Raw genomic sequence first — 18,757 nt, forward strand, 5'->3', positions numbered from 1 at the left:
GTGACGGGTTACTTGGCGAACAACGAATCCATGTTCTTGAACGCCTTGAATTCAAGCGCATTGCCCGACGGATCCAGGAAGAACATGGTGGCCTGCTCGCCGACCTCGCCCTTGAAACGGATGTAGGGCTCGATGACGAACTCGGTGCCGGCGTCGGTCAGGCGCTTGGCCATGGCTTCCCATTGTTCCATGGAAAGCACGGCGCCGAAATGGCGCACGGGCACATTGTGCGAATCCACCGCGCTGGTTGCCTTGTGGCCACATTCGCTGGGCGCCAGGTGCGCCACGATCTGGTGGCCGTAGAAATTGAAGTCGATCCATTCGGACGAGCTGCGGCCCTCCGGACAGCCCAGCTTTTCGCCATAGAAGGCGCGGGCTTCGGCCAGGTCCCGCACGGGGAAGGCCAGGTGGAACGGCGGCAGGTTGGTTTGAGCGGACATGCAAGGCTCCGGGTCAGGCAAAAGAGGGTTATTCAGTTCAGCGAACGCCGCAATGTGTCGGCGTTATCACCAGGGCATAGTTTAGGTATTGTTTTTTTTATAGCAAAACGATATTTTTCGAGTCTTAGCATCGAAAAAATTGATTGTGCTCAAGGAATTCAAGACCTTCATCGCCGTGGCGCGGGACGGAACCTTTACCGGGGCCGGGGTCCAGCTTGGCCTGACGCAATCCGCGGTCAGCGCCCAGATCCGGCGGCTGGAGGAATACCTGGGCGTCGAGCTGTTCGACCGAGGTCCGCGCGCGGCGGCGCTCAACGGCAACGGCCGGGACATGCTGCCCCAGGCCGAGGAGCTGGTCGCCATGGCCGAGCGCATGGCGGCCTCGGCTGGCGCCGCGCACGTCAGCGGGCTGCTCCGCATCGGGGCCATCGCCTCCGTGCAGCAGGATCTTCTCGTCCATGCCGTGGGCGAGTTTCGCGCGGTCTATCCCGATGTGCGCGTGCGCATCGTGCCGGGCGTCTCGCTGTCGTTGCTGGGCCAGGTGGACGCCGGCGAAGTGGACCTGGCCGTGCTGATCCGCCCGCCCTTCGCCCTGCCGCCCGAACTGGGCTGGCAGCCGCTCATGACCGAGCCCGTCATGCTGGCCATGCCCGAATCCATGCCGGTCGCCCCGTGGCGGGAGCTGCTGGCGACCCAGCCCTTCATCCGCTACGACCGCGCCTCATTCGGGGGCCGCGTGGTCGACGTGTTCCTGAAAAAGCACCGCATCACCGTGAACGAGGCCGTGGAGCTCGACGAGATCGAGGCGATCGCGGGGATGGTGCGGCATGGCCTTGGCGTGGCGCTTCTGCCGCGCCTGCGGCGGCTGGACATGACGGGTCTGCGGCTGCTGCCGCTGGGCGAACACGCCTTTCATCGCGAGATCGGCATCATCGGCCGGCTGCCGTTCGATGCGGGCAGCGTGCGCGAGAAGATCGCGCAGTGCCTGCACCGGGCGGCGGCTGAGCCGGATGGGGCGTGACTCCAGTGGATTGGGCTGGTGTCTGACACCGTTCCAGGCAACTGCCGGGCAATGAAAAAGCCCCCGAAGGGGCCCTTGCTGCCTGGCGCTTGCTGCTTTACAGCCGGTCGCAGCGGACCGTGATCGGGTGATCGCGCAGGGCGGTCATGACGATATCGTCGACCTGGCCTTCCACGTCGGTGATCACGTAGCCGATCTGCCCGCGTGTCTGCAAGGTCTGGCTGACGATGTTCAGGCCGTGCTGCGCCATCAGGTTGTCCAGCGTGCCCAGCGCGCCCGGCGCGTTGCGGTGCACGTGCAGGATGCGCGTGCCGCCGGCCTGCTCCAGGAAAGGCAGTTCGGGGAAGTTGACGGCGCCCTTGGTGGTGCCGGCCTGCAGGAAGCGCACGAGTTTTTCGGCCACTTCGCGGCCGATGTTCTCCTGGGACTCTTGCGTGCTGCCGCCGATGTGCGGGGTCAGGATGACGTTGGGCATGCCGATCAGCGGGCTGGCCAGCGGTTCATCGGCGCTCTTGGGCTCGGTGGGGAACACGTCCAGCGCGGCGCCGGCCAGATGACCGGATTTGAGTGCTGCGTGCAGCGCGGCGATATCCACCACGGTGCCGCGCGAAGCGTTGATCAGGATCGCGCCACGGCGCATGCGGCCGATGGTCTCGGCGTTCATGATGTTTTCGGTGGACTTGCCGCCGGGCACGTGCAGCGTCACCACGTCGGCCTGCTCCAGCAGTTCGTTCAGCGTGCCGGCGGGCCGGGCGTTGCCCAGCGGCAGCTTGGCTTCCACGTCGTGATAGATGACGCGCATGCCCAGGCTTTCGGCCAGCGTGCTGATCTGCGAGCCGATGTTGCCGTAGCCGACGATGCCCAGCGTCTTGCCGCGGGTCTCAAAAGCGCCCGCGGCGCTTTTATCCCAGTGGCCCAGATGGACGCGGGCATTCTTTTCGGGAATCCGGCGCAGCAGCAGGATGGCCTCGCCCAACACCAGTTCGGCCACCGAGCGCGTGTTCGAGAACGGCGCATTGAAGACCGGAATGCCGCGCTGCATGGCGGTGTCCAGGTCGACCTGGTTGGTGCCGATGCAAAAGCATCCCACCACGCGCAGGTCGGGGTTGCCGGACAGCAGGGCGGCGTCCAGGTGAGTGCGAGAACGGATCCCCGCCACTTGCACGCCGCGCAGGGCGTCGTGCAATTGCGCCGGCGGCAGAGCCGCGGCATGCGTGACGATATCGGTGTAGCCGGCGGCCTCGAAGACGGCGCGGGCGCTCGGGTGGATGTTCTCGAACAGGACGATTTGTGCCATGACTGCCAAGGGGTGGGTGAGAAACGCTTTTATTTATTGTGGACCATTTTTGCTGCGGTGCAAGGAGTAGCCATTGAAGCGTTGTGGATGAATTGTTTCAGGCCAGCCTTAGCGATAGGCCTGAAAAACCTGGGCGCCGCCACGTTTGTCGACCAGCACCACGTCGTGCGGCGTCTTGCGTCCGCCGTATTCCGGCCCGTCCATGCCGGGCGATCCCAGCGGCATGCCGGGGGCGGCCAGTCCCGCGGCGTCGGGCTTTTCCAGCAACAGGCGGCGCACGTCGCTGGCGGGCACGTGGCCTTCGACCGCATAGCCCTCGACCATCGCGGTGTGGCAGGAACCGTAGTTGGACATGCCGGCGTTGCGGCGGATGGGCCCGGTGTCCTCGACTTCATGCGTGGTCACGGCAAAGCCGTTGTCGCGCATGTGCTTGACCCAATCCTCGCAGCAGCCGCAGGTGGGCGTCTTCCAGACCTCGACTTTCACGGGCGCCTGCGCGGCGGCAATCGCGGGAATGCTGAGGGCCGCGGCAAGGACGAGGCGGCGCGTAAGACGGGAAACGTTCATGATGCTCCGGGGGATAAAGGGGGGATGTTCAGGCGTGGGCCGGTCAGAACCAGAACCGCACGCCCGCGATGACGGCCGCCTGCGATCGGCTTTCGCCGGCGTCCGAGGCATAGCTCGCCGTCTGGCCGAACTTCCGTTCAAAGGATACGCCAACGTAGGGGGCGAATTCGCGCGTGACCTCGTAACGCAGGCGCAGGGACAGGGATCCCTGCGACAGACCGGAACCGATGCCGCGTTGCGGGTCGTTCTTGCCGTAGACGCTGGCTTGCAGTTCGGGCGTGAATACCAGGCGCTGGGTCAGCAGCAGATCGTACTCGGCCTTCAGCGCCAGGGCGCTGCGGCCTGACGGGCCTGCATAGGCGGTGGCCGTCAGTTCGATGTTGTAGGGCAGCAAGCCCTCGACGCCGACCGCGGCCCAGTTGCGCTTGGGGCCTGCGCCGACGTCCCGGCGCGCACCCAGTTGCAGATCCCAGAAGGGCGAGATGGCGTGGCTCCAGAAGGCCTCGACCTTGCCGTCCGACCCGCCGCCGCTTTCGCGCTCGCCCTCGCTCTTGACGAGCAGGCGGTCCGTGGCGGTGCCGAACCAGAAGCGGCCATCCCATTCGAGCGCGTTCTGCCCGTCGCGATTGCGCGATGCGCCGAATTTGTCGAACAGCACCTGCCACGTGGGCGCGTTGTCCATCATGTGCAGATGGATGCCGTAGCTGTCGTAGCCGCGCGGGCCTTCGCCATCGCTTGCGGGCAGGCTGCCGACGGGCGGGGCGTCTGCGGCGGGCGCGTCATGGTTCGCCTCTGCATGGTCCATTCCCTGGTGGCTTTCCGGGCTTTCCGGGCTTTCCGGGCTGTCCGGTGACGGCGCCTGGCCATGGTCCATCGAGCCGTGGTCCATTCCGGTCATGCCGGCATGATCCATTTGCGCTGCTTGCGCTGCGGCCAGGGGGGGCGCCAGCGCGAGGGCGATGGCGCAAAGGGCCGGCGCGTGTTTCTGGAAACTGATCGGCTTCATCGTTTACTCCACCACGACCGCCCTGAACATGCCGGCCTCCATGTGATACAGCAGATGGCAGTGGTAGGCCCAGTTCCCACGTGTGTCGGCGCTGACGCGATAGCTGATGCGCTGCGCCGGGTTCAGCGAGATCGTGTGCTTGCGGACCTGAAACGCGCCGTCCGGGGATTCCAGGTCGCTCCACAGGCCGTGCAGATGGATGGGATGCGTCATCATCGTGTCGTTGACCAGCACGAAGCGCACGCGCTCGCCGTGGCGCAGCACGATGGGCCGCGCGTCCGAGAACTTCACGCCGTTGAACGACCACATGTAGCGCTCCATGTTGCCCGTCAGGTGCAGTTCGATCTCGCGCGAGGGCGCGCGGTTGTCGTCGGGCTCCCGCACCGACCGCAAGTCCGCATACGTCAGCACGCGGCGGCCGTTGTCGCGCAGTCCGGGGCCGGGATCGTCCAGGCGCGTCGACACCACGTCAGGCAGCATGGAATTGCCCACGCCGCGCTCGGCGGGATAGGGGTGCCTGACCTCGACCATGCCGCCCTGGCCCGCGCCCGCGCCGTGCCCGGCGTGTCCGGCCGGCATCGGCTGCGACCCGCTCATGTCGTGGGCCATGCCCATGTCCATCATGCCCAGCACCTGCACACGGTCCATCGCGGGCACGCTTGCCTGCATGCCGGCGCGGGGCGCCAACGTGGCGCGCGCATAGCCCGATCTATCCATGGCTTGCGAGAAGATCGTGTAGGCGCGGTCCTGTGAAGGTTCCACGATCACGTCATACGTTTCAGCGACGCCAATGCGAAACTCCTCGACATCCACGGGCCGGACGTCCTGGCCATCGGCGGCCACGACAGTCATCGTCAGGCCCGGGATCCGGACGTCGAAGTACGTCATGGCCGAGCCGTTGATGAACCGCAGCCGCACCCGCTCGCCCGGCTTGAAAAGGCCCGTCCAGTTGGCCGCGGGCGTGGCGCCGTTGGTGAGGTAGGTGTAGGTTGCGCCGGACACGTCGGCCAGATCCGTCGGATTCATGCGCATGCGTTCCCACATCAGCCGGTCGGCAAGCGCCGCGCGCCATCCCTTGTCCCCGGCATTGTCCGCCAGGCTTTGCATGCTGGGCTGGATGCGGTTGTAGTAATCCGGCATCACCTTCAGCTTGTCGAACACGCGCATCGGGTCTTCGTCCGTCCAGTCCGACAGCAGCACCGTGTAGTCGCGGTCGGAGGCGATGGGATCGCGGTGGCGCGGGTCGATGACGATGGCGCCGTACAGGCCCGTCTGTTCCTGGAATCCCGAGTGGCTGTGATACCAGTAGGTGCCGCTTTGGCGCACGTCGAAACGGTAAGTGAACGTCTGGCCGGGGTCGATGCCGGCAAAGCTCAGGCCGGGCACGCCATCCATGCCGGTGGGCAGCAGGATGCCGTGCCAATGGATGGAGGTCTGCTCGCGCAGCCGGTTGGTGACGTGCAGCGTCACCGTATCGCCCTCGCGCCAGCGCAGCAGCGGCGCGGGCAGGCGGCCGTTGACCGTGGTGGCCACGTGCGCGGCGCCCGTGAAGTTCACGGGCGTCTCGCCGATCTCCAGGTGAAACTCGGTGCCGCGCAGTTCGGCGGCCGCGGCTGCGCCGGACTGGGCCGATGCCTGGCGCCAGCCGCCCAGCGCGGCGAGCGCGCCGCCGGCGGCCAGGCCCTGCACGAAGCGGCGGCGGGTCGTGAGCGTGTGCGCCGTCATGTCACAGCACCGAGACGGCGCCCATCATGCCGGCGCCGTAATGGCCTGGCTCCAGGCAGCCGAAGGACACCGTGCCGGCCTTGCCGAAGCGCCAGACGATCTGGCCGCTTTTGCCCGCGTCCAGCGACACCGCGTTGGGTTCCTCGTGGCGCATGCCGGGGTCCTTCATCATCATGGCGTAATGCGCCTGCAGATCGGCGTCGGTGCCCAGCACGAGTTCGTGCCGGATCTTCCCGGAATTGCGTACGTTCAGCCGCACGGTTTCGCCGGCCTTGACGTCGATGCTGGCGGGCGTGAAGCGCATGGCGTCGGTCATGTCGACGTCAATGGTGCGCGTGACGCGGGCGGGATCGCCCGGCGCGCCGATGGGCGCGGCCGCCGCGGACGGCGCGTGGCCGCCGTGCGCATGGTCGCCTGCGGCGAACGCGGCGCCGGACATCATCAGCGCCAATGCGGCGGCGCAAGTGCGTAACAGGGTGCCTTTCACGGGAATCCTTGCAATGGGAATGGGCGTGATGACACTGTAGGAAGACCGGGGTGACCCGATCCTGTCGCGCAGATTACGTTTTTGTAATGTTCGCGGCCGGCGCCGGGTTGTTGAAGGTGATGCCGACCACGGTGCCGGCGGCGCCGGACGCCGCATCCACGTCGCCGCCATGCATGCGGGCAATGGCGCGGACGATGGCCAGGCCCAGGCCGTGACCTTCGCTGCGTGGCGCGCGTGTCTGGCCGGAGCGGAAAAAGCGGTCGAAGATCCTGGGCAAGTCCGCGGGCGGGATAGGCGTGCCGGGGTTGTGGACCGTGACCCGCGCCCCGCGCGCGGTGGGGGTGCAGGTCAGCACGATCTCGCCGCCCGGGGGCGTCGCCTTGATGGCGTTGGAGATCAGGTTGGCCAGCGCGCGGCGCGCCAGCCCCCGGTTGGCGGCCACAGTGGCGTCGCCCACGCAGCGCAGGCGCACGGCGTGTTCTTCCAGCGTGGCCTCGTAGTATTCGGCCACCCGCCGGGCTTCGGCGGCCAGCGACACCGGCGCCAGGTCGGCGGCGCGCTCGCCGCGATCGGCCCGCGCCAGGAACAGCATGTCGTTGACCAGCGTCTTCAGGTCTTCCAGTTCTTCCAGGTTGGATTCCAGCGCGTCTCGCAGTTCGGCCGCATCGCGCGGCGACGACAGCATGACCTGTGTGCCGTTGATGAGGGTCGCCAGCGGCGTGCGCAGTTCGTGCGCCACATCGGCGTTAAAGCCCTCCATCTGCTGATAGGCGGCCTGCAGCCGGTCCAGTGTGCGGTTGAAGGACCGCACCAGTTCATGCAGCTCGCGGTCGGTGTCTTGCAGCGGCAGGCGGCGCGCCAGGTTGTCGGGCTGGATGGCCGCGGCCTGCCCGGACAGCCGCCGCGCGGGCGCCATGCTGCGCCGCACGGCCCACGCGGCCAGGACGACCGTCGCGCCCACCCACAACGCGCAGATCAGCGCCAGCGCCGTGCCGTAGGCATAGAGGAATTGCGCGCTGGTGCGCGTGCTGACCGCCACGGTCAGCTGCGCGCCGGGCAGGATGCGATCGTTCATGGCAACGCGCAGGCCGCGCATGCGCCCGCCATCCGGCGTCTGCAAAAGGACCTGCCGGCCATCCGTGGTTTCCAGCGTTTCGGGCGCGGCGCCGCCATAGACGGCCTGGCCCTGCGCGTCCACGATCCAGATGCCAAGCTGACCCTGGCCCGCGCGCATCTCGTCGAAGGTGGCCGCCAGGTCGTGCAAGCCGCTTGCGCTGTTCTGCATGTCGATCAAGTGGTCGATGAGCTCGAGCTTGCCGCTGACTTCGGTGATCTCCTGGCGCTCGACTTCGCGCTTGAGCGCCCAGAAAAGGGTGGCGCCCGCCACGCTGGAAACAAACAGCGCGATGGCGCCCAGCAGCAGCGTCAGCCGCGCCTGCATGGAGCGCACGCGGGGGCGGCTCATCCGGCGTGGCCGTCAGCAGGGCGCGATTCCAGCACGTATCCCATGCCGCGCACGGTGTGCAGCAGTTTCGTGGCGTAGGGATCGTCCAGCTTGCCGCGCAGGCGCCGCACCGCGACGTCGATGACGTTGGTGTCGCTGTCGAAGTTCATGTCCCAGACCTGTTCGGCAAGGGTGGTGCGCGACAGCACCTGCCCCTGGCGGCGCAGCAGAAGCGCCAGCAGGCTGAATTCCTTGGCGGTCAGGTCCAGCCGCTGGCCGCCGCGCTGGGCGCGCCGGCGCGCCAGATCCAGCTCCAGGTCCGCCAGCCGCAGCAGCGTGGGCTCCTGCGAGCGGCCGCGGCGCAGCAGCGCGTGCACCCGCGCCAAGAGTTCCGAGAACGCGAAGGGTTTGACCAGGTAGTCGTCGGCGCCGCCTTCCAGGCCGCGGACCCGGTCTTCCACCGCGTCTCGGGCCGTCAGCATCAGGATGGGGGTGTCTTTGTGCGCGCGCACCGAGGCCAGGATCTCGAAGCCATCGACGCCGGGCAGCATCACGTCCAGCACGATGAGGTCGTACGCGCCTTCGAGCGCGAGGTGGCGGCCGTCCACGCCGTCGCGCGCCACGTCCACCACGTGGCTTTGCTCCGACAGTCCCTTCTTCAGGTAGTCGGCCAGTTTGGGTTCGTCTTCGATGACCAGGATGCGCATGGCCAAAAATTTACCACCCGCGCGCCGCCGTCAGGCGGGCAGGCGGGCGGAATCACGCCGTTTCGGCGATGGCGATGCGGTCGGCGGGAAAGCGCAGCGAGAAGACGCTGCCCTTGCCGGGTTCGCTGGTGATGAGCAGTTCGGCATCGTGCCGCATGGCGATGTGCTTGGTGATCGCCAGCCCCAGCCCGGTGCCGCCGACGGCGCGCGAGCGGCCCCGGTCCACGCGGTAAAAGCGTTCGGTCAGGCGGGGCAGGTGGCGCGCCGGGATGCCGATGCCGGTGTCCTGCACGCTGTAGCACGCGCCGCCTTCGGGGTCGCGTTCCCAGCGGACGGTGATGGTGCCGCCGTCCGGCGTGTAGCGCACGGCGTTGGTCAGCAGGTTGGAAAGCGCCGACGTCAGTTCGTTTTCGGCGCCGAGCACATCCAGGGTTTCGTCGATGTGCCAGACCAGTTGATGACGGCCGCCCGACAAGGCCTCGATCTGCTGGCGCGCCTTTTGCAGCAGCGCGCCCATGTTGACGGCGCGCGGATCGCTGCCCGGCGACGATTCCAACGTGGACAGCGTCAGCAGGTCTTCCACGATGGCCTGCATGCGGTGGGCCTGCTCGTACATCATGTCGATGTACTGTTCGCGCTGCTCTTTGGGCAGCGCCTCGTCGGGCATGTCGCGCAGCGTTTCCAAAAAACCCGCCAGCACCGTCAGCGGCGTGCGCAATTCGTGCGACACGTTGGCGACGAAGTCGCGGCGCGTCGTTTCCAGGCGTTCGATCTGCGTGACGTCGCGGGTGATGAGCAGGCGCTGGTTGCTGGCGTATGCAGTGAGCTGCATCATCATCAGCCGTTCCTGGCCTTGCTGGCCCAGCCGCACCAGAATGGGCTCGGGCCAGGACGGACGATGCGCGTATTCCACGAATTCCGGGGCCCGCAGCAGGTTCAGCAGATTGTGGCCGCGGTCGGCCGGCAGGCGCAGGCCCAGATGCTGGCGCGCCATGCGGTTGCACCAGTCGATCTGGAAATCCTCGTTCAGCGTGACGGCGCCGTCGGGCAGGGCCTGGGCAGCCGCCAGCATCCCTTGCATGGTGTCGCGGGTTTCAGCCAGCTCGCGCGCGCGGGCGCGGGTGTAACGATAGAGCGGGGCAAGAATGTCATCCCACGGGCCCACGGAGGCCGGCGGGGCGGAATCCGGGTGATTGGCCCATTTGGACACCAGCGACAGGCGCCAGCTGCGCCAGAGCAGCATGGCGGTCAGCGCCACCGAAAACACGATCCAGCCCGCGGGGTCTCCAATGAGCCATTGCGCCAACAAGGCAAATGCCGCCCACAGGACGACCAGAATAAGGGTGCGCAGCCAGATCATCGTGCGCACGTTTTACCGCGTCGGGAGCTGTGCCGTAAACCGATAGCCGCTGCCGCGGACCGTTTCGACGTGCGCGTCATGGCCGCTGGGTTCCAGGGCCTTGCGCAGGCGGCGGATGTGCACGTCGACCGTGCGCTCTTCGACAAAGACGTGGTCGCCCCACACCTGATCCAGGAGCTGCGAGCGGGAGAACACGCGCTCGGGGTGCGTCATGAAGAAGTGGAGCAGGCGGAATTCGGTGGGGCCGATCTGCAGGGACTGGCTGTTGCCCGACAGGCGATGCGTCACCGGATCCAGCTTCAGGCCGCCGACGTCGATGACGTCGTCCGTGAGCTGGGGGGCGCGGCGGCGCAGCACGGCCTTGATGCGGGCCATCAGCTCCTTGGGCGAGAAGGGCTTGGTGATGTAGTCGTCGGCGCCGGCTTCCAGGCCGTCGACCTTGTCCTGCTCGGAGCCCTTGGCGGTCAGCATGATGACCGGGACGGCGCGGGTGCGCTCGTCGTTGCGCAGCTTGCGGGCCATGGCCAGGCCAGAGGTGCCGGGCAGCATCCAGTCCAGCAGGATCAGGTCGGGAAGCTCGGCACGGATCAGCGTCTGGGCCTGGTCGGCGTCGAAGGCGCGCAGCACCTTGTGGCCGGCGAAGGACAGGTTGACGGCGATCAATTCCTGGATGGCGGGTTCGTCTTCGACGACGAGGATGGTGCTGGACATATCGAATTGGGCACACTTCGGAGCGCCGGCGCGGCGCGAACATTGCGATAGTATGGCCGCAATATTTCAGGTATGTGACCGCGGCGCGCCATCTGGCGGGCTCGCCAGCCGCAGGCGCGCGCCCGATAGGCTACCATTGAACGATATATCGGGAATACACCATGCAAAACCCCTCCGAATCGCAACAATCCGCCGGCGCCGGCTCGACCTCCACGCACTTCGGCTTCCAGTCGGTCCCCGAAAGCGAAAAGGCCCGCAAGGTTGCCGAAGTGTTCCATTCGGTCGCCCAGCGCTACGACGTCATGAACGATTTCATGTCGGCGGGCCTGCACCGCGTCTGGAAGGCGTTCACGATCGGCCGCGCGGCCATCCGCCCCGGCATGAAGGTGCTGGACATTGCCGGTGGCACGGGCGACCTGGCGCGCGCGTTCGCCAAGCGCGCCGGCCCCACGGGCGAGGTCTGGCTGACCGACATCAATGATTCCATGCTGCGCGTGGGCCGCGACCGGCTCACCGACGCCGGCCTGCTGGTGCCTACCGCCGTGTGCGACGCCGAGCGCCTGCCGTTCCCCACCGGTTACTTCGACCGCGTCAGCGTGGCCTTCGGCCTGCGCAACATGACTCACAAGGACCGCGCGCTGGCCGAAATGACCCGGGTGCTCAAGCCGGGCGGCAAGCTGCTCGTCCTGGAGTTCTCGCGCATCGCCAAGCCCCTGTCCCCGGCCTACGACTGGTATTCCTTCAACGTGCTGCCGTGGCTGGGCAAGAAGATCGCCAAGGACGAGGCCAGCTATCGTTACCTGGCCGAATCGATCCGCATGCACCCGGACCAGGAAACCCTGGCCGACATGCTGCGCACCGCCGGCCTGGAGCGGGTGCAGTACTTCAACCTGACGGCCGGCATCGCCGCGTTGCACGAAGGCGTGCGCCTGGGCTGACGCCCGGCGACCACGGCGGATTTCGCCACCCTGCAGGGAACTTGTGGGGCGGCAGCTTGTCCGTTATTCTTACGCCATTCAGATTACTGTAAGAAAAGTCGCGCAGATGGCCCCGCGCATTGCGGGGCCCTCCCGTTGCTCGGGGCAGCGGGGGCGCGAGTACGAGGGAGCAAACTCATGTCTAAATTCAGTCTTTCGCGCTTTGTCGCCGCGGCGCTCATCGCCGTTTCGGGCGCGGCGCTGGTGACGGCGTCGTTTGACGCCGAAGCTCGCCGCGCAGGCGGCGGCGCCAGTGTCGGCCGCCAGTCCTCCAATGTCACGACGCAGCGCCAGGCCACCACGCCGCCGGCTGCCACCAACAACACCGCGGGCGCCACCGCCGCACCGGCAGCTGCCGGCGCTGCCACGGCCGGCGCGGCAGGCGCCGCCGCCAAGAGCGGCGCCTCGCGTTGGCTGGGTCCCATCGCCGGCATCGCCGCCGGCCTTGGTATCGCGGCGCTGCTCTCCAGCATGGGCCTGTCCGGCGCGTTCCTGGAGTTCCTGTCGTCCGCGCTGCTGATCGCCGCCGTGGTCTTCGCCGTCATGTTCATCATCCGCCGCCTGCGCGGCGCCGGTCCGCGCACTGCCACGCAGGGTGCGTTCGGCGGGGCCAACAACGCCTCGGGCCAGCAACAGCAGCCCATGTGGCGTGAATCGCTGAAGCCGGGCGCCGCCGCGCCTGCCGCCGCTGCCGCTCCGGTGGCCGCCGCGCCGGTCGAGCCGCCGGCCGTCCTGCCCAAGGCGGGCGACGACAACAACTGGTTCGTGCCGGGCGATTTCGACACGCCGAACTTCCTGAAGCAAGCCAAGGAACAGTTCGTCCGCATCCAGGCGGTCTGGGACAGCGGCAGCACCGACGGTCTGCGCGAATTCCTGACCGACGATTTGATCACCGAGCTCAAGCCCCAGCTGGCCGAGCGCGGCGCGGCGCCCAACAAGACCGAAGTGGTCCTGCTGAACGCCGAGATGCTGGGTATCGAAACCGTCTCCGACGGCCACCTGGCCAGCGTGCGCTTCTCGGGCATGCTGCGCGAGGCGCCGGGCACCGAAGCTTTCCGCTTCGAGGAAGTCTGGAACCTGTTCAAGCCGGCCAATGGCGGCTGGTTGCTGGCCGGCATCCAGCAGATTCCGGTGGAACACGCCAGCTAATCCTGGCGGTCCGGCTCGCAACCGGCCATCTGCCGCGGGCGCCGCAAGGCGTCCGCCCGAACCGGCCCCCAGAGGGCCGGTTTTTCAATGTGCCTACGCAAAACAGGCTCCCATCTAACCCGTTACACTCCCGATTTACCCATCAACTTCGGCAAGCCCTCCCGGGGTCCTTGCAACCGCCATGCTGCCTTTTTCGTTCCTGCCCACACCGAAGCGTCTGGCCATCAGCGCCCTCAATGCCTTGCTGCGGCGCGAGGACTGGGCGCGCGAACGCCTGGCTCGGCATGCCGGCAAGACCGTCCGGTTTGCCATGGGTGGCTTCACGCTGGGCCTGTCCATCGATAGCGAAGGGCTGGCCGATCAGGCTGATCCGGCCGTGGTGCCCGACGTGACGCTGACGGTGTCGCCCGAGAAGCTGCCGCTGCCGCGCCTGGGCGCCGGGCACGAGCAGCCGGATTTTGCCGAGGCCACGCATATTTCAGGCGACGCGGCGCTGGCCCAGGTGGTTGCCGACTTGTCCAAGCAGTTGCGCTGGGATCCGGAGGACGCGTTGGCCCGCGTGGTGGGCGACATCGCCGCGCTGCGCATCGTGGGCGGCGCGCGTGCCGTGTCAGATGGCGCGCGCACGGCGGGCAAGCGCCTGGCCGAAAACGTATCCGAATACCTGTCCGAGGAAAGCGGTGTGCTGGCGGGCCGTCCGGCCCTGGAGCAATGGCGCCTGGACCTGGCCGACCTGAACACCCGCGCCGACGCGCTGGCGCGTTCCGCGGCTGCGCTGCAAACCCGCCTGGCCACGGCCGGCGCAAAGCGGGGCGCCTGATCCATGTTCCCCTTGCTGCGCCTGTTTCGCATCATCGTCGTCTCGCTGCGCTACGGCCTGGATGAGCTGGTGCTGTCCAGCCTGAATCATCCGCTGGCCACCTGCCTGCTGCGCGTCATGCGCCTGGGCACGCGCCCGCGTTCGCCGCGCGGGCAACGGCTGCGACTTGCCCTGGAATCGCTGGGCCCGATCTTCGTGAAGTTCGGGCAGGTGCTGTCCACCCGCCGAGACCTGATTCCGGCCGACATCGCCAACGAACTGGCGCTGCTGCAGGACCGCGTGCCGCCGTTCCCGTCGGCTCAGGCAGCGGCCTGCATCGAGGCGGCGCTGGGCGCGCCGCCCGAAAAGCTGTTCGCGCAGTTCGATGTGGACCCGGTGGCGTCGGCGTCGATCGCGCAGGTGCACTTCGCGGTGCTGCACGACGGCCGTGAAGTCGCCGTGAAGGTGCTTCGTCCGGGCATGCTCAGCATCATCGAAAAAGACATGTCGCTGCTGAAGGTGGTGGCGCGCATCATCGAGCGCCTGGGCCCGGACGGCCGCCGCCTGAAGCCGCGCGAGGTCGTGGCTGAATTCGACAAGTACCTGCACGACGAGCTGGACCTGGTGCGCGAGGCCTCCAATTGCAGCCAGCTGCGCCGCAACTTCGGTCCGGAATCGGGGCGTGGCGACATGCTGATCGTGCCCGAGGTGATCTGGGAATACACGGCTTCCACCGTGTTCACGATGCAGCGCATGTACGGCATGCCGGTGGGCCAGGTCGAGCGCATGCGCGAGGCCGGCATCGACATTCCGACGCTGGCGCGCACGGGCGTCGAGATCTTCTTCACGCAGGTCTTTACCGACGGCTTTTTCCATGCCGACATGCACCCGGGCAACATCTACGTGTCGGACCGCCCGGACACGCTGGGCAGCTACATCGCGCTGGACTTCGGCATCGTGGGCTCGCTGTCCGAGTTCGACAAGAATTACCTGGCGCAGAATTTCCTGGCGTTCTTTCACCGCGACTACCGCCGCGTGGCGCAACTGCACATCGAATCGGGCTGGGTGCCGCCCGATACGCGCGAGGAAGAACTGGAAGGCGCGGTGCGCGCCGTCTGCGAACCCTATTTTGACCGGCCGTTGTCGGAGATCTCGCTGGGGCAGGTGCTGCTGCGGCTCTTCCAGACCTCGCGTCGATTCAACGTCGAGATCCAGCCGCAGCTGGTCCTGTTGCAGAAGACCCTGCTGAACGTCGAGGGACTGGGGCGTCAGCTCGATCCCAACCTCGATCTCTGGAAGACCGCCAAGCCCTATCTGGAACGCTGGATGCGCCAGCGTGTCGGATTCAAGGGCCTGCGGCAAAGCCTGGAAAAAGAGGCAGCGCAGTGGTCGCAGATGCTGCCCGCCCTGCCCAGGCTGGTCCATGACCATCTGAGCCGCCCCAATGTCTCGCCGGAGATGCTGGCCGAGATGATGCAGCTACGCCGCGCACAAGAGCAGAACAACCGGCTGGTTGCAGCGCTGGTTGGCGTGCTGGCGCTGGCGGTGGGGGTCGCGATATGGGCGCTGACCCGATAGGCGGCGCGATGATCTAGACCTTACTGTCATGTTTCATTCATGAAACGGTCATCATAGCTTCGCGGGAGACGGCGAAAAATAGCGCTGCAAGAGGTGGCATGCAGCGCCGACGCCTATAAGAACGCGCGCGCCATTCATCAATTTTCATAGCCCCACTAGCGGGACGAATACAAGGGCAGAACATGCTTTATCCTGAACTCTTCAAGACCATGGAAGCCGTGCGCTGGAACATGGCGCACGATATTCCCTGGGGCGATTTCGACCGCAGCAAGCTCTCGGACGAGCAGGCCCACACGATCAAGATGAACGCCATCACGGAGTGGGCGGCGCTGCCGGCCACCGAGATGTTCCTGCGCGACAACCGCGGCGACAGTGATTTCTGCGCGTTCATGTCGGTCTGGTTCTTTGAAGAACAAAAGCATTCCCTGGTGCTGATCGAGTATCTGCGCCGCTTCCGGCCGGATCTGGTGCCCACCGAAGAAGAGCTGCACAACGTGCGCTTTGAATTCGATCAGGCCCCGGAACTTGAAACGCTGATGCTGCATTTCTGCGGCGAGATCCGCCTGAACCACTGGTACCGCCGCGCGGCCGACTGGCACACGGAGCCGGTCATCAAGGCGATCTACAAGACGGTGGCGCAGGACGAGGCCCGTCACGCGGGCGCCTACCTGCAATACATGCGCCGTGCGCTGCACGACCGCGGGCAGGAAACGAGCGAGCAAGCCCGTCTGGCGTTCTCGAAGATCGGGGTGCTGATGGCTTCGGCGGGACGCACGCAGCAGGCGCTGCATCCGACGAATCTGCACGTGAACAAGGATCTGTTCCCGAACGACACGGTGCAGTCGCGCCTGCCGGAGCCGGGCTGGCTGGAACACTGGCTGGACACGCAGATCCGCTTTGACGGCGTGTGGGAACAGAAAGTGGCCAGCCGCATCCTGCACATCCTGTCCAAGCTGATGGATCGCAGCTTCGAGACGGTGAAGGATCTGAACCGCTACCGCAAGGAAATGACGGCGCTGATCGTCCCGAAGGACAAAGAGATCATCCTGGCGGGCAGCTGATCCCTCCTATAATCGCCGCATGCCTGCCGCCCGTTTCGAATCCAAGGTCCTGTCCCGCGACGAACTCGTGGCCGCCGTCGCCGCTGGCCGCTTTCCGCGGCCGCTGGTGTTCACGAACGGGGTGTTCGACATCCTGCATCGCGGACACGCGACGTATCTGGACCAGGCGGCGCAGCTGGGCGCGACGCTGATTGTCGCCGTGAATACCGATGAATCGGTGCGGCGGCTTGGCAAGGGTGCGGAGCGCCCGCTCAATCGCATGGAAGACCGGGCGGCGTTGCTGGCGGCGTTGGGGTTTGTGTCGGCGGTGACGTCATTTTCCGAGGATACGCCTGAGGCGTTGATCGGGGAGCTGAGGCCGGATCTGATCGTCAAGGGTGGCGATTACGACATGGAGACGTTGCCGGAGACGGCGTTGGTGAAGACTTGGGGGGGGCGTGCGGTTGCGATTCCCTTTGAGTTCGAGCGGTCTACGACGGCGTTGGTGAAGAAGATTCAGGGCGGTTAAGGCTTTGAATTTGAGGTGTTGGATGAGTTTGAGGCGGCCTGGGTGGCCGCCTTTTCTTTTGAGCTTTGGGCTTGGTAGGTCGGTGCTGCCGATCTTCGTAGGTCGCCCGGCGCCGCGGTCACCGTGGGCACGATCGCCCACGATTGCGGTCCGGAGCCTTCGCTCCGGACTTCCCCTTCGTCATCTTCGTCCAGGCCTTCGGCCTTCCCTTCAGATTCCCTCGGGCGCATCGACGGCGCTCGCACCCACGGTGACCGCGACGCCGTGCTGCGAGGGTCTTTGGTTTGGGGCGCTGTAAGACCTGTGGTCGGGGAAGGGGATTTGCGGGGCCGCCGAATTGCTGCCGCCCGGGCGGCGGCAATCGGCATCGGCGCGGTGGGACGTCGTGGCGGTGTGCGCTCGCGCGCTGGCGGGGGCTGGTGATTAGGTGTCTGACACCCGCGGAGATGAACTTGGGTTCGAGGCAGTGCTTCAAGGGTGTCAGACACCGGTGGCGACCTTGGCGCGACCTTGGCGCGTCACCGGGGCGCGGGGGTTTACCCCTCTGCCACCTTGCTCGCTCAGCGCGGCGTGCGAAGCAGGCGGTTGATGGCTTCCAGGTCCGATTCCGCCAGGATGCCGCTGGTGGCCTTCAGGCGCAGGCCGGAGAGCACCGTGCTGTAGCGGGCGAGGGCCAGGTCGCGTTGGGTGGCGTAGAGCTGTTGCTGGGCGTTCAGGACGTCCAGGTTGATGCGGACGCCGACCTCGTAGCCTGTGCGGTTGGCTTCGACGGCGGCGCGGCTGGATTTTTCGCCGGCTTCCAGGGCCTGGATGCGGGCCAGGCCGCTGGTGACGCCGGTGTAGTACTGACGGGTGGCTTGGACGGCCTGGCGGCGGGCGGTTTCGTAGTCGTAGCGGGCTTTTTGTTCCAGTTCGACCTTTTCCGTGACTTGCGAGGACACGCCGCCGCCGGAGTACAGGGGGATGGACAGGACTACGCCGATGGTGTTGTCGATGGGCTTGCCGGGGGCGGCGTTGCGCATGACGGCGTCGCTGGCGCTGCCGCTGGTGGCGCGCAGGTTCAGGGTGGGGTAGTGGCCGCTCTTGGCGATCTGGATTTCGCGGCCAGCGATGCGGGTAAGGAGTTGCGCGCGCAGGACTTCGAGGCTGGAGGTTTCGGCCTGGTTGCTCCAGTCGGCGATGCGGGCGGGCTGAGGGGCGGGCAGTTGTACGCCGTAGGGCAGTTCGGACAGGGCGCCGGGCTGCGTGCCGATGATCTTGGCCAGTTCGTCGCGGCGCACTTCCAGGTCGTTCTGCAGGCGCAGCTCCTGGGCGACGACGAGGTCGTAGCGCGACTGCGCTTCGTACGTGTCGGTGATGGTGGCGTTGCCGAGTTCGAAGTTGCGCTTGGCCGATTCCAGTTGGCCGGCGACGGCGGCTTTTTCGGCTTCGGTGGCGGTCAGGGTGTCCTGGGCGTACAGGACGTTGAAGTAGGCGTCGGCGACGCGTAGCAGGAGGTCCTGGTAGGCCTGCTGCAGCTGGACTTCGACGTCGGCGACGATGAGCTTTGACTGTTCGAAGTTCTGCCAGCGGCCCCAGTCAAAGAGGGGCTGGGTGAGCGCCAGGTCCCAGACGCCGCGACCGCCGCTGTAGGCGTAGGACAGGCCACGGGTGCTGCGCGTTTCCTGGTAGGCGCCGCCGGCTTCGGCGGTGATCAGGGGCAGCAGCAGGGCGCGGGCCTGGGGTTCTTTTTCGAGGCCGGCGCGGTAGTTGGCGCGGGCTGCGGCATAAGTGGGGTCGTTGCCCAGCGCGGCCTGCCAGACCTGGACGAGGTTCTGGGCGGACGCAGTCAGCGGGCCGGCACTTGCGGCGCAGGTGAAAACCAGTAAAGCCGTCAGTGATCGGACGCGCATGATTTTTCAACGATACGCCGGGCCGCCG

General features: G+C 66.8%; 18 protein-coding genes. 7 read left to right on the forward strand and 11 right to left on the reverse strand.

Going from position 1 to position 18,757, the window contains the following annotated elements:
- Positions 1-8: 8 nt before the first annotated feature.
- The gene (locus V6V88_RS02150) at positions 9-440 is read right to left on the reverse strand and encodes a VOC family protein (RefSeq protein ID WP_056327555.1); all 432 of its coding nucleotides are present in this window, start codon (positions 438-440) and stop codon (positions 9-11) included.
- 145 nt (positions 441-585) lie between these two features.
- On the opposite strand from V6V88_RS02150, the gene V6V88_RS02155 reads away from it, so the two are divergent.
- On the forward strand, positions 586-1,461 hold the full coding sequence (locus tag V6V88_RS02155; protein ID WP_223576588.1) for a LysR substrate-binding domain-containing protein: 876 nt from the start codon (positions 586-588) through the stop codon (positions 1,459-1,461).
- A gap of 97 nt (positions 1,462-1,558) precedes the next feature.
- Here V6V88_RS02155 and serA read toward each other — a convergent pair whose 3' ends face one another.
- From serA to phoB, 9 genes are all read right to left on the reverse strand, one after another.
- Positions 1,559-2,758 (reverse strand): phosphoglycerate dehydrogenase, encoded by a 1,200-nt coding sequence (gene serA / locus V6V88_RS02160; protein ID WP_062840253.1) that lies wholly within the window; start codon positions 2,756-2,758, stop codon positions 1,559-1,561.
- Between the two features lie 108 nt (positions 2,759-2,866).
- Entirely contained in the window at positions 2,867-3,325 is a 459-nt protein-coding gene (locus tag V6V88_RS02165) for a DUF411 domain-containing protein (protein ID WP_223574100.1), read from the reverse strand.
- 43 nt (positions 3,326-3,368) lie between these two features.
- Positions 3,369-4,331: a copper resistance protein B gene (locus V6V88_RS02170; RefSeq protein WP_223574101.1), complete on the reverse strand. Its 963-nt coding sequence runs from the start codon at positions 4,329-4,331 to the stop codon at positions 3,369-3,371.
- A gap of 3 nt (positions 4,332-4,334) precedes the next feature.
- Complete coding sequence (locus tag V6V88_RS02175) at positions 4,335-6,056, reverse strand: copper resistance system multicopper oxidase (RefSeq protein WP_223574102.1); 1,722 nt, start codon at positions 6,054-6,056, stop codon at positions 4,335-4,337.
- Between the two features lies 1 nt (position 6,057).
- A complete protein-coding gene (locus V6V88_RS02180; RefSeq protein WP_223576589.1) occupies positions 6,058-6,498 on the reverse strand; it encodes a cupredoxin family protein in 441 nt (146 codons plus the stop codon).
- Positions 6,499-6,616: 118 nt separating this feature from the next.
- Positions 6,617-8,008, reverse strand: coding sequence for a heavy metal sensor histidine kinase (locus V6V88_RS02185; protein WP_223574103.1), 1,392 nt, complete (start codon positions 8,006-8,008; stop codon positions 6,617-6,619).
- Positions 8,005-8,694 (reverse strand): heavy metal response regulator transcription factor, encoded by a 690-nt coding sequence (locus tag V6V88_RS02190; protein WP_223574104.1) that lies wholly within the window; start codon positions 8,692-8,694, stop codon positions 8,005-8,007. The genes V6V88_RS02185 and V6V88_RS02190 overlap by 4 nt, the downstream gene beginning before the upstream one ends.
- Positions 8,695-8,746: 52 nt before the next feature.
- Entirely contained in the window at positions 8,747-10,054 is a 1,308-nt protein-coding gene (phoR, locus tag V6V88_RS02195) for a phosphate regulon sensor histidine kinase PhoR (RefSeq protein ID WP_223576590.1), read from the reverse strand.
- 12 nt (positions 10,055-10,066) lie between these two features.
- A complete protein-coding gene (gene phoB / locus V6V88_RS02200) occupies positions 10,067-10,765 on the reverse strand; it encodes a phosphate regulon transcriptional regulator PhoB (protein ID WP_006227196.1) in 699 nt (232 codons plus the stop codon).
- A gap of 161 nt (positions 10,766-10,926) precedes the next feature.
- Between phoB and ubiE the strand changes: the two genes are divergently transcribed.
- From ubiE to V6V88_RS02230, 6 genes are all read left to right on the forward strand, one after another.
- Positions 10,927-11,703 (forward strand): bifunctional demethylmenaquinone methyltransferase/2-methoxy-6-polyprenyl-1,4-benzoquinol methylase UbiE, encoded by a 777-nt coding sequence (ubiE, locus tag V6V88_RS02205; RefSeq protein WP_063953528.1) that lies wholly within the window; start codon positions 10,927-10,929, stop codon positions 11,701-11,703.
- A gap of 177 nt (positions 11,704-11,880) precedes the next feature.
- On the forward strand, positions 11,881-12,891 hold the full coding sequence (locus tag V6V88_RS02210; RefSeq protein WP_062840245.1) for a TIM44-like domain-containing protein: 1,011 nt from the start codon (positions 11,881-11,883) through the stop codon (positions 12,889-12,891).
- 181 nt (positions 12,892-13,072) lie between these two features.
- Complete coding sequence (locus tag V6V88_RS02215; protein WP_062840244.1) at positions 13,073-13,711, forward strand: SCP2 sterol-binding domain-containing protein; 639 nt, start codon at positions 13,073-13,075, stop codon at positions 13,709-13,711.
- 3 nt (positions 13,712-13,714) lie between these two features.
- Entirely contained in the window at positions 13,715-15,268 is a 1,554-nt protein-coding gene (gene ubiB, locus V6V88_RS02220) for a ubiquinone biosynthesis regulatory protein kinase UbiB (protein ID WP_338617566.1), read from the forward strand.
- 182 nt (positions 15,269-15,450) lie between these two features.
- Positions 15,451-16,329, forward strand: coding sequence for a ferritin-like domain-containing protein (locus V6V88_RS02225; protein ID WP_056327535.1), 879 nt, complete (start codon positions 15,451-15,453; stop codon positions 16,327-16,329).
- 19 nt (positions 16,330-16,348) lie between these two features.
- Positions 16,349-16,837, forward strand: a complete 489-nt coding sequence (locus V6V88_RS02230; RefSeq protein ID WP_128827068.1) for an adenylyltransferase/cytidyltransferase family protein — start codon at positions 16,349-16,351, stop codon at positions 16,835-16,837.
- A gap of 560 nt (positions 16,838-17,397) precedes the next feature.
- Here the strand turns inward: V6V88_RS02230 and V6V88_RS02235 are convergent.
- A complete protein-coding gene (locus V6V88_RS02235) occupies positions 17,398-18,729 on the reverse strand; it encodes a TolC family outer membrane protein (RefSeq protein WP_056327531.1) in 1,332 nt (443 codons plus the stop codon).
- Between the last annotated feature and the right edge of the window lie 28 nt (positions 18,730-18,757).

This window comes from Achromobacter sp. E1 (assembly GCF_037039475.1).
In the GTDB taxonomy this organism is placed as follows: domain Bacteria; phylum Pseudomonadota; class Gammaproteobacteria; order Burkholderiales; family Burkholderiaceae_B; genus Achromobacter; species Achromobacter mucicolens.

Excerpts from the sequence above, each read along its gene's own strand:
- V6V88_RS02150 (WP_056327555.1), bottom strand. The coding sequence starts at position 440 with ATGTCCGCTCAAACCAACCTGCCGCCGTTCCACCTGGCCTTCCCCGTG.
- serA (WP_062840253.1), bottom strand. The coding sequence starts at position 2,758 with ATGGCACAAATCGTCCTGTTCGAGAACATCCACCCGAGCGCCCGCGCC.
- V6V88_RS02165 (WP_223574100.1), bottom strand. The coding sequence starts at position 3,325 with ATGAACGTTTCCCGTCTTACGCGCCGCCTCGTCCTTGCCGCGGCCCTC.
- V6V88_RS02170 (WP_223574101.1), bottom strand. The coding sequence starts at position 4,331 with ATGAAGCCGATCAGTTTCCAGAAACACGCGCCGGCCCTTTGCGCCATC.
- V6V88_RS02175 (WP_223574102.1), bottom strand. The coding sequence starts at position 6,056 with ATGACGGCGCACACGCTCACGACCCGCCGCCGCTTCGTGCAGGGCCTG.
- V6V88_RS02180 (WP_223576589.1), bottom strand. The coding sequence starts at position 6,498 with ATGATGTCCGGCGCCGCGTTCGCCGCAGGCGACCATGCGCACGGCGGC.
- V6V88_RS02185 (WP_223574103.1), bottom strand. The coding sequence starts at position 8,008 with ATGAGCCGCCCCCGCGTGCGCTCCATGCAGGCGCGGCTGACGCTGCTG.
- V6V88_RS02190 (WP_223574104.1), bottom strand. The coding sequence starts at position 8,694 with ATGCGCATCCTGGTCATCGAAGACGAACCCAAACTGGCCGACTACCTG.
- phoR (WP_223576590.1), bottom strand. The coding sequence starts at position 10,054 with ATGATCTGGCTGCGCACCCTTATTCTGGTCGTCCTGTGGGCGGCATTT.
- phoB (WP_006227196.1), bottom strand. The coding sequence starts at position 10,765 with ATGTCCAGCACCATCCTCGTCGTCGAAGACGAACCCGCCATCCAGGAA.
- ubiE (WP_063953528.1), top strand. The coding sequence starts at position 10,927 with ATGCAAAACCCCTCCGAATCGCAACAATCCGCCGGCGCCGGCTCGACC.
- V6V88_RS02210 (WP_062840245.1), top strand. The coding sequence starts at position 11,881 with ATGTCTAAATTCAGTCTTTCGCGCTTTGTCGCCGCGGCGCTCATCGCC.
- V6V88_RS02215 (WP_062840244.1), top strand. The coding sequence starts at position 13,073 with ATGCTGCCTTTTTCGTTCCTGCCCACACCGAAGCGTCTGGCCATCAGC.
- ubiB (WP_338617566.1), top strand. The coding sequence starts at position 13,715 with ATGTTCCCCTTGCTGCGCCTGTTTCGCATCATCGTCGTCTCGCTGCGC.
- V6V88_RS02225 (WP_056327535.1), top strand. The coding sequence starts at position 15,451 with ATGCTTTATCCTGAACTCTTCAAGACCATGGAAGCCGTGCGCTGGAAC.
- V6V88_RS02230 (WP_128827068.1), top strand. The coding sequence starts at position 16,349 with ATGCCTGCCGCCCGTTTCGAATCCAAGGTCCTGTCCCGCGACGAACTC.
- V6V88_RS02235 (WP_056327531.1), bottom strand. The coding sequence starts at position 18,729 with ATGCGCGTCCGATCACTGACGGCTTTACTGGTTTTCACCTGCGCCGCA.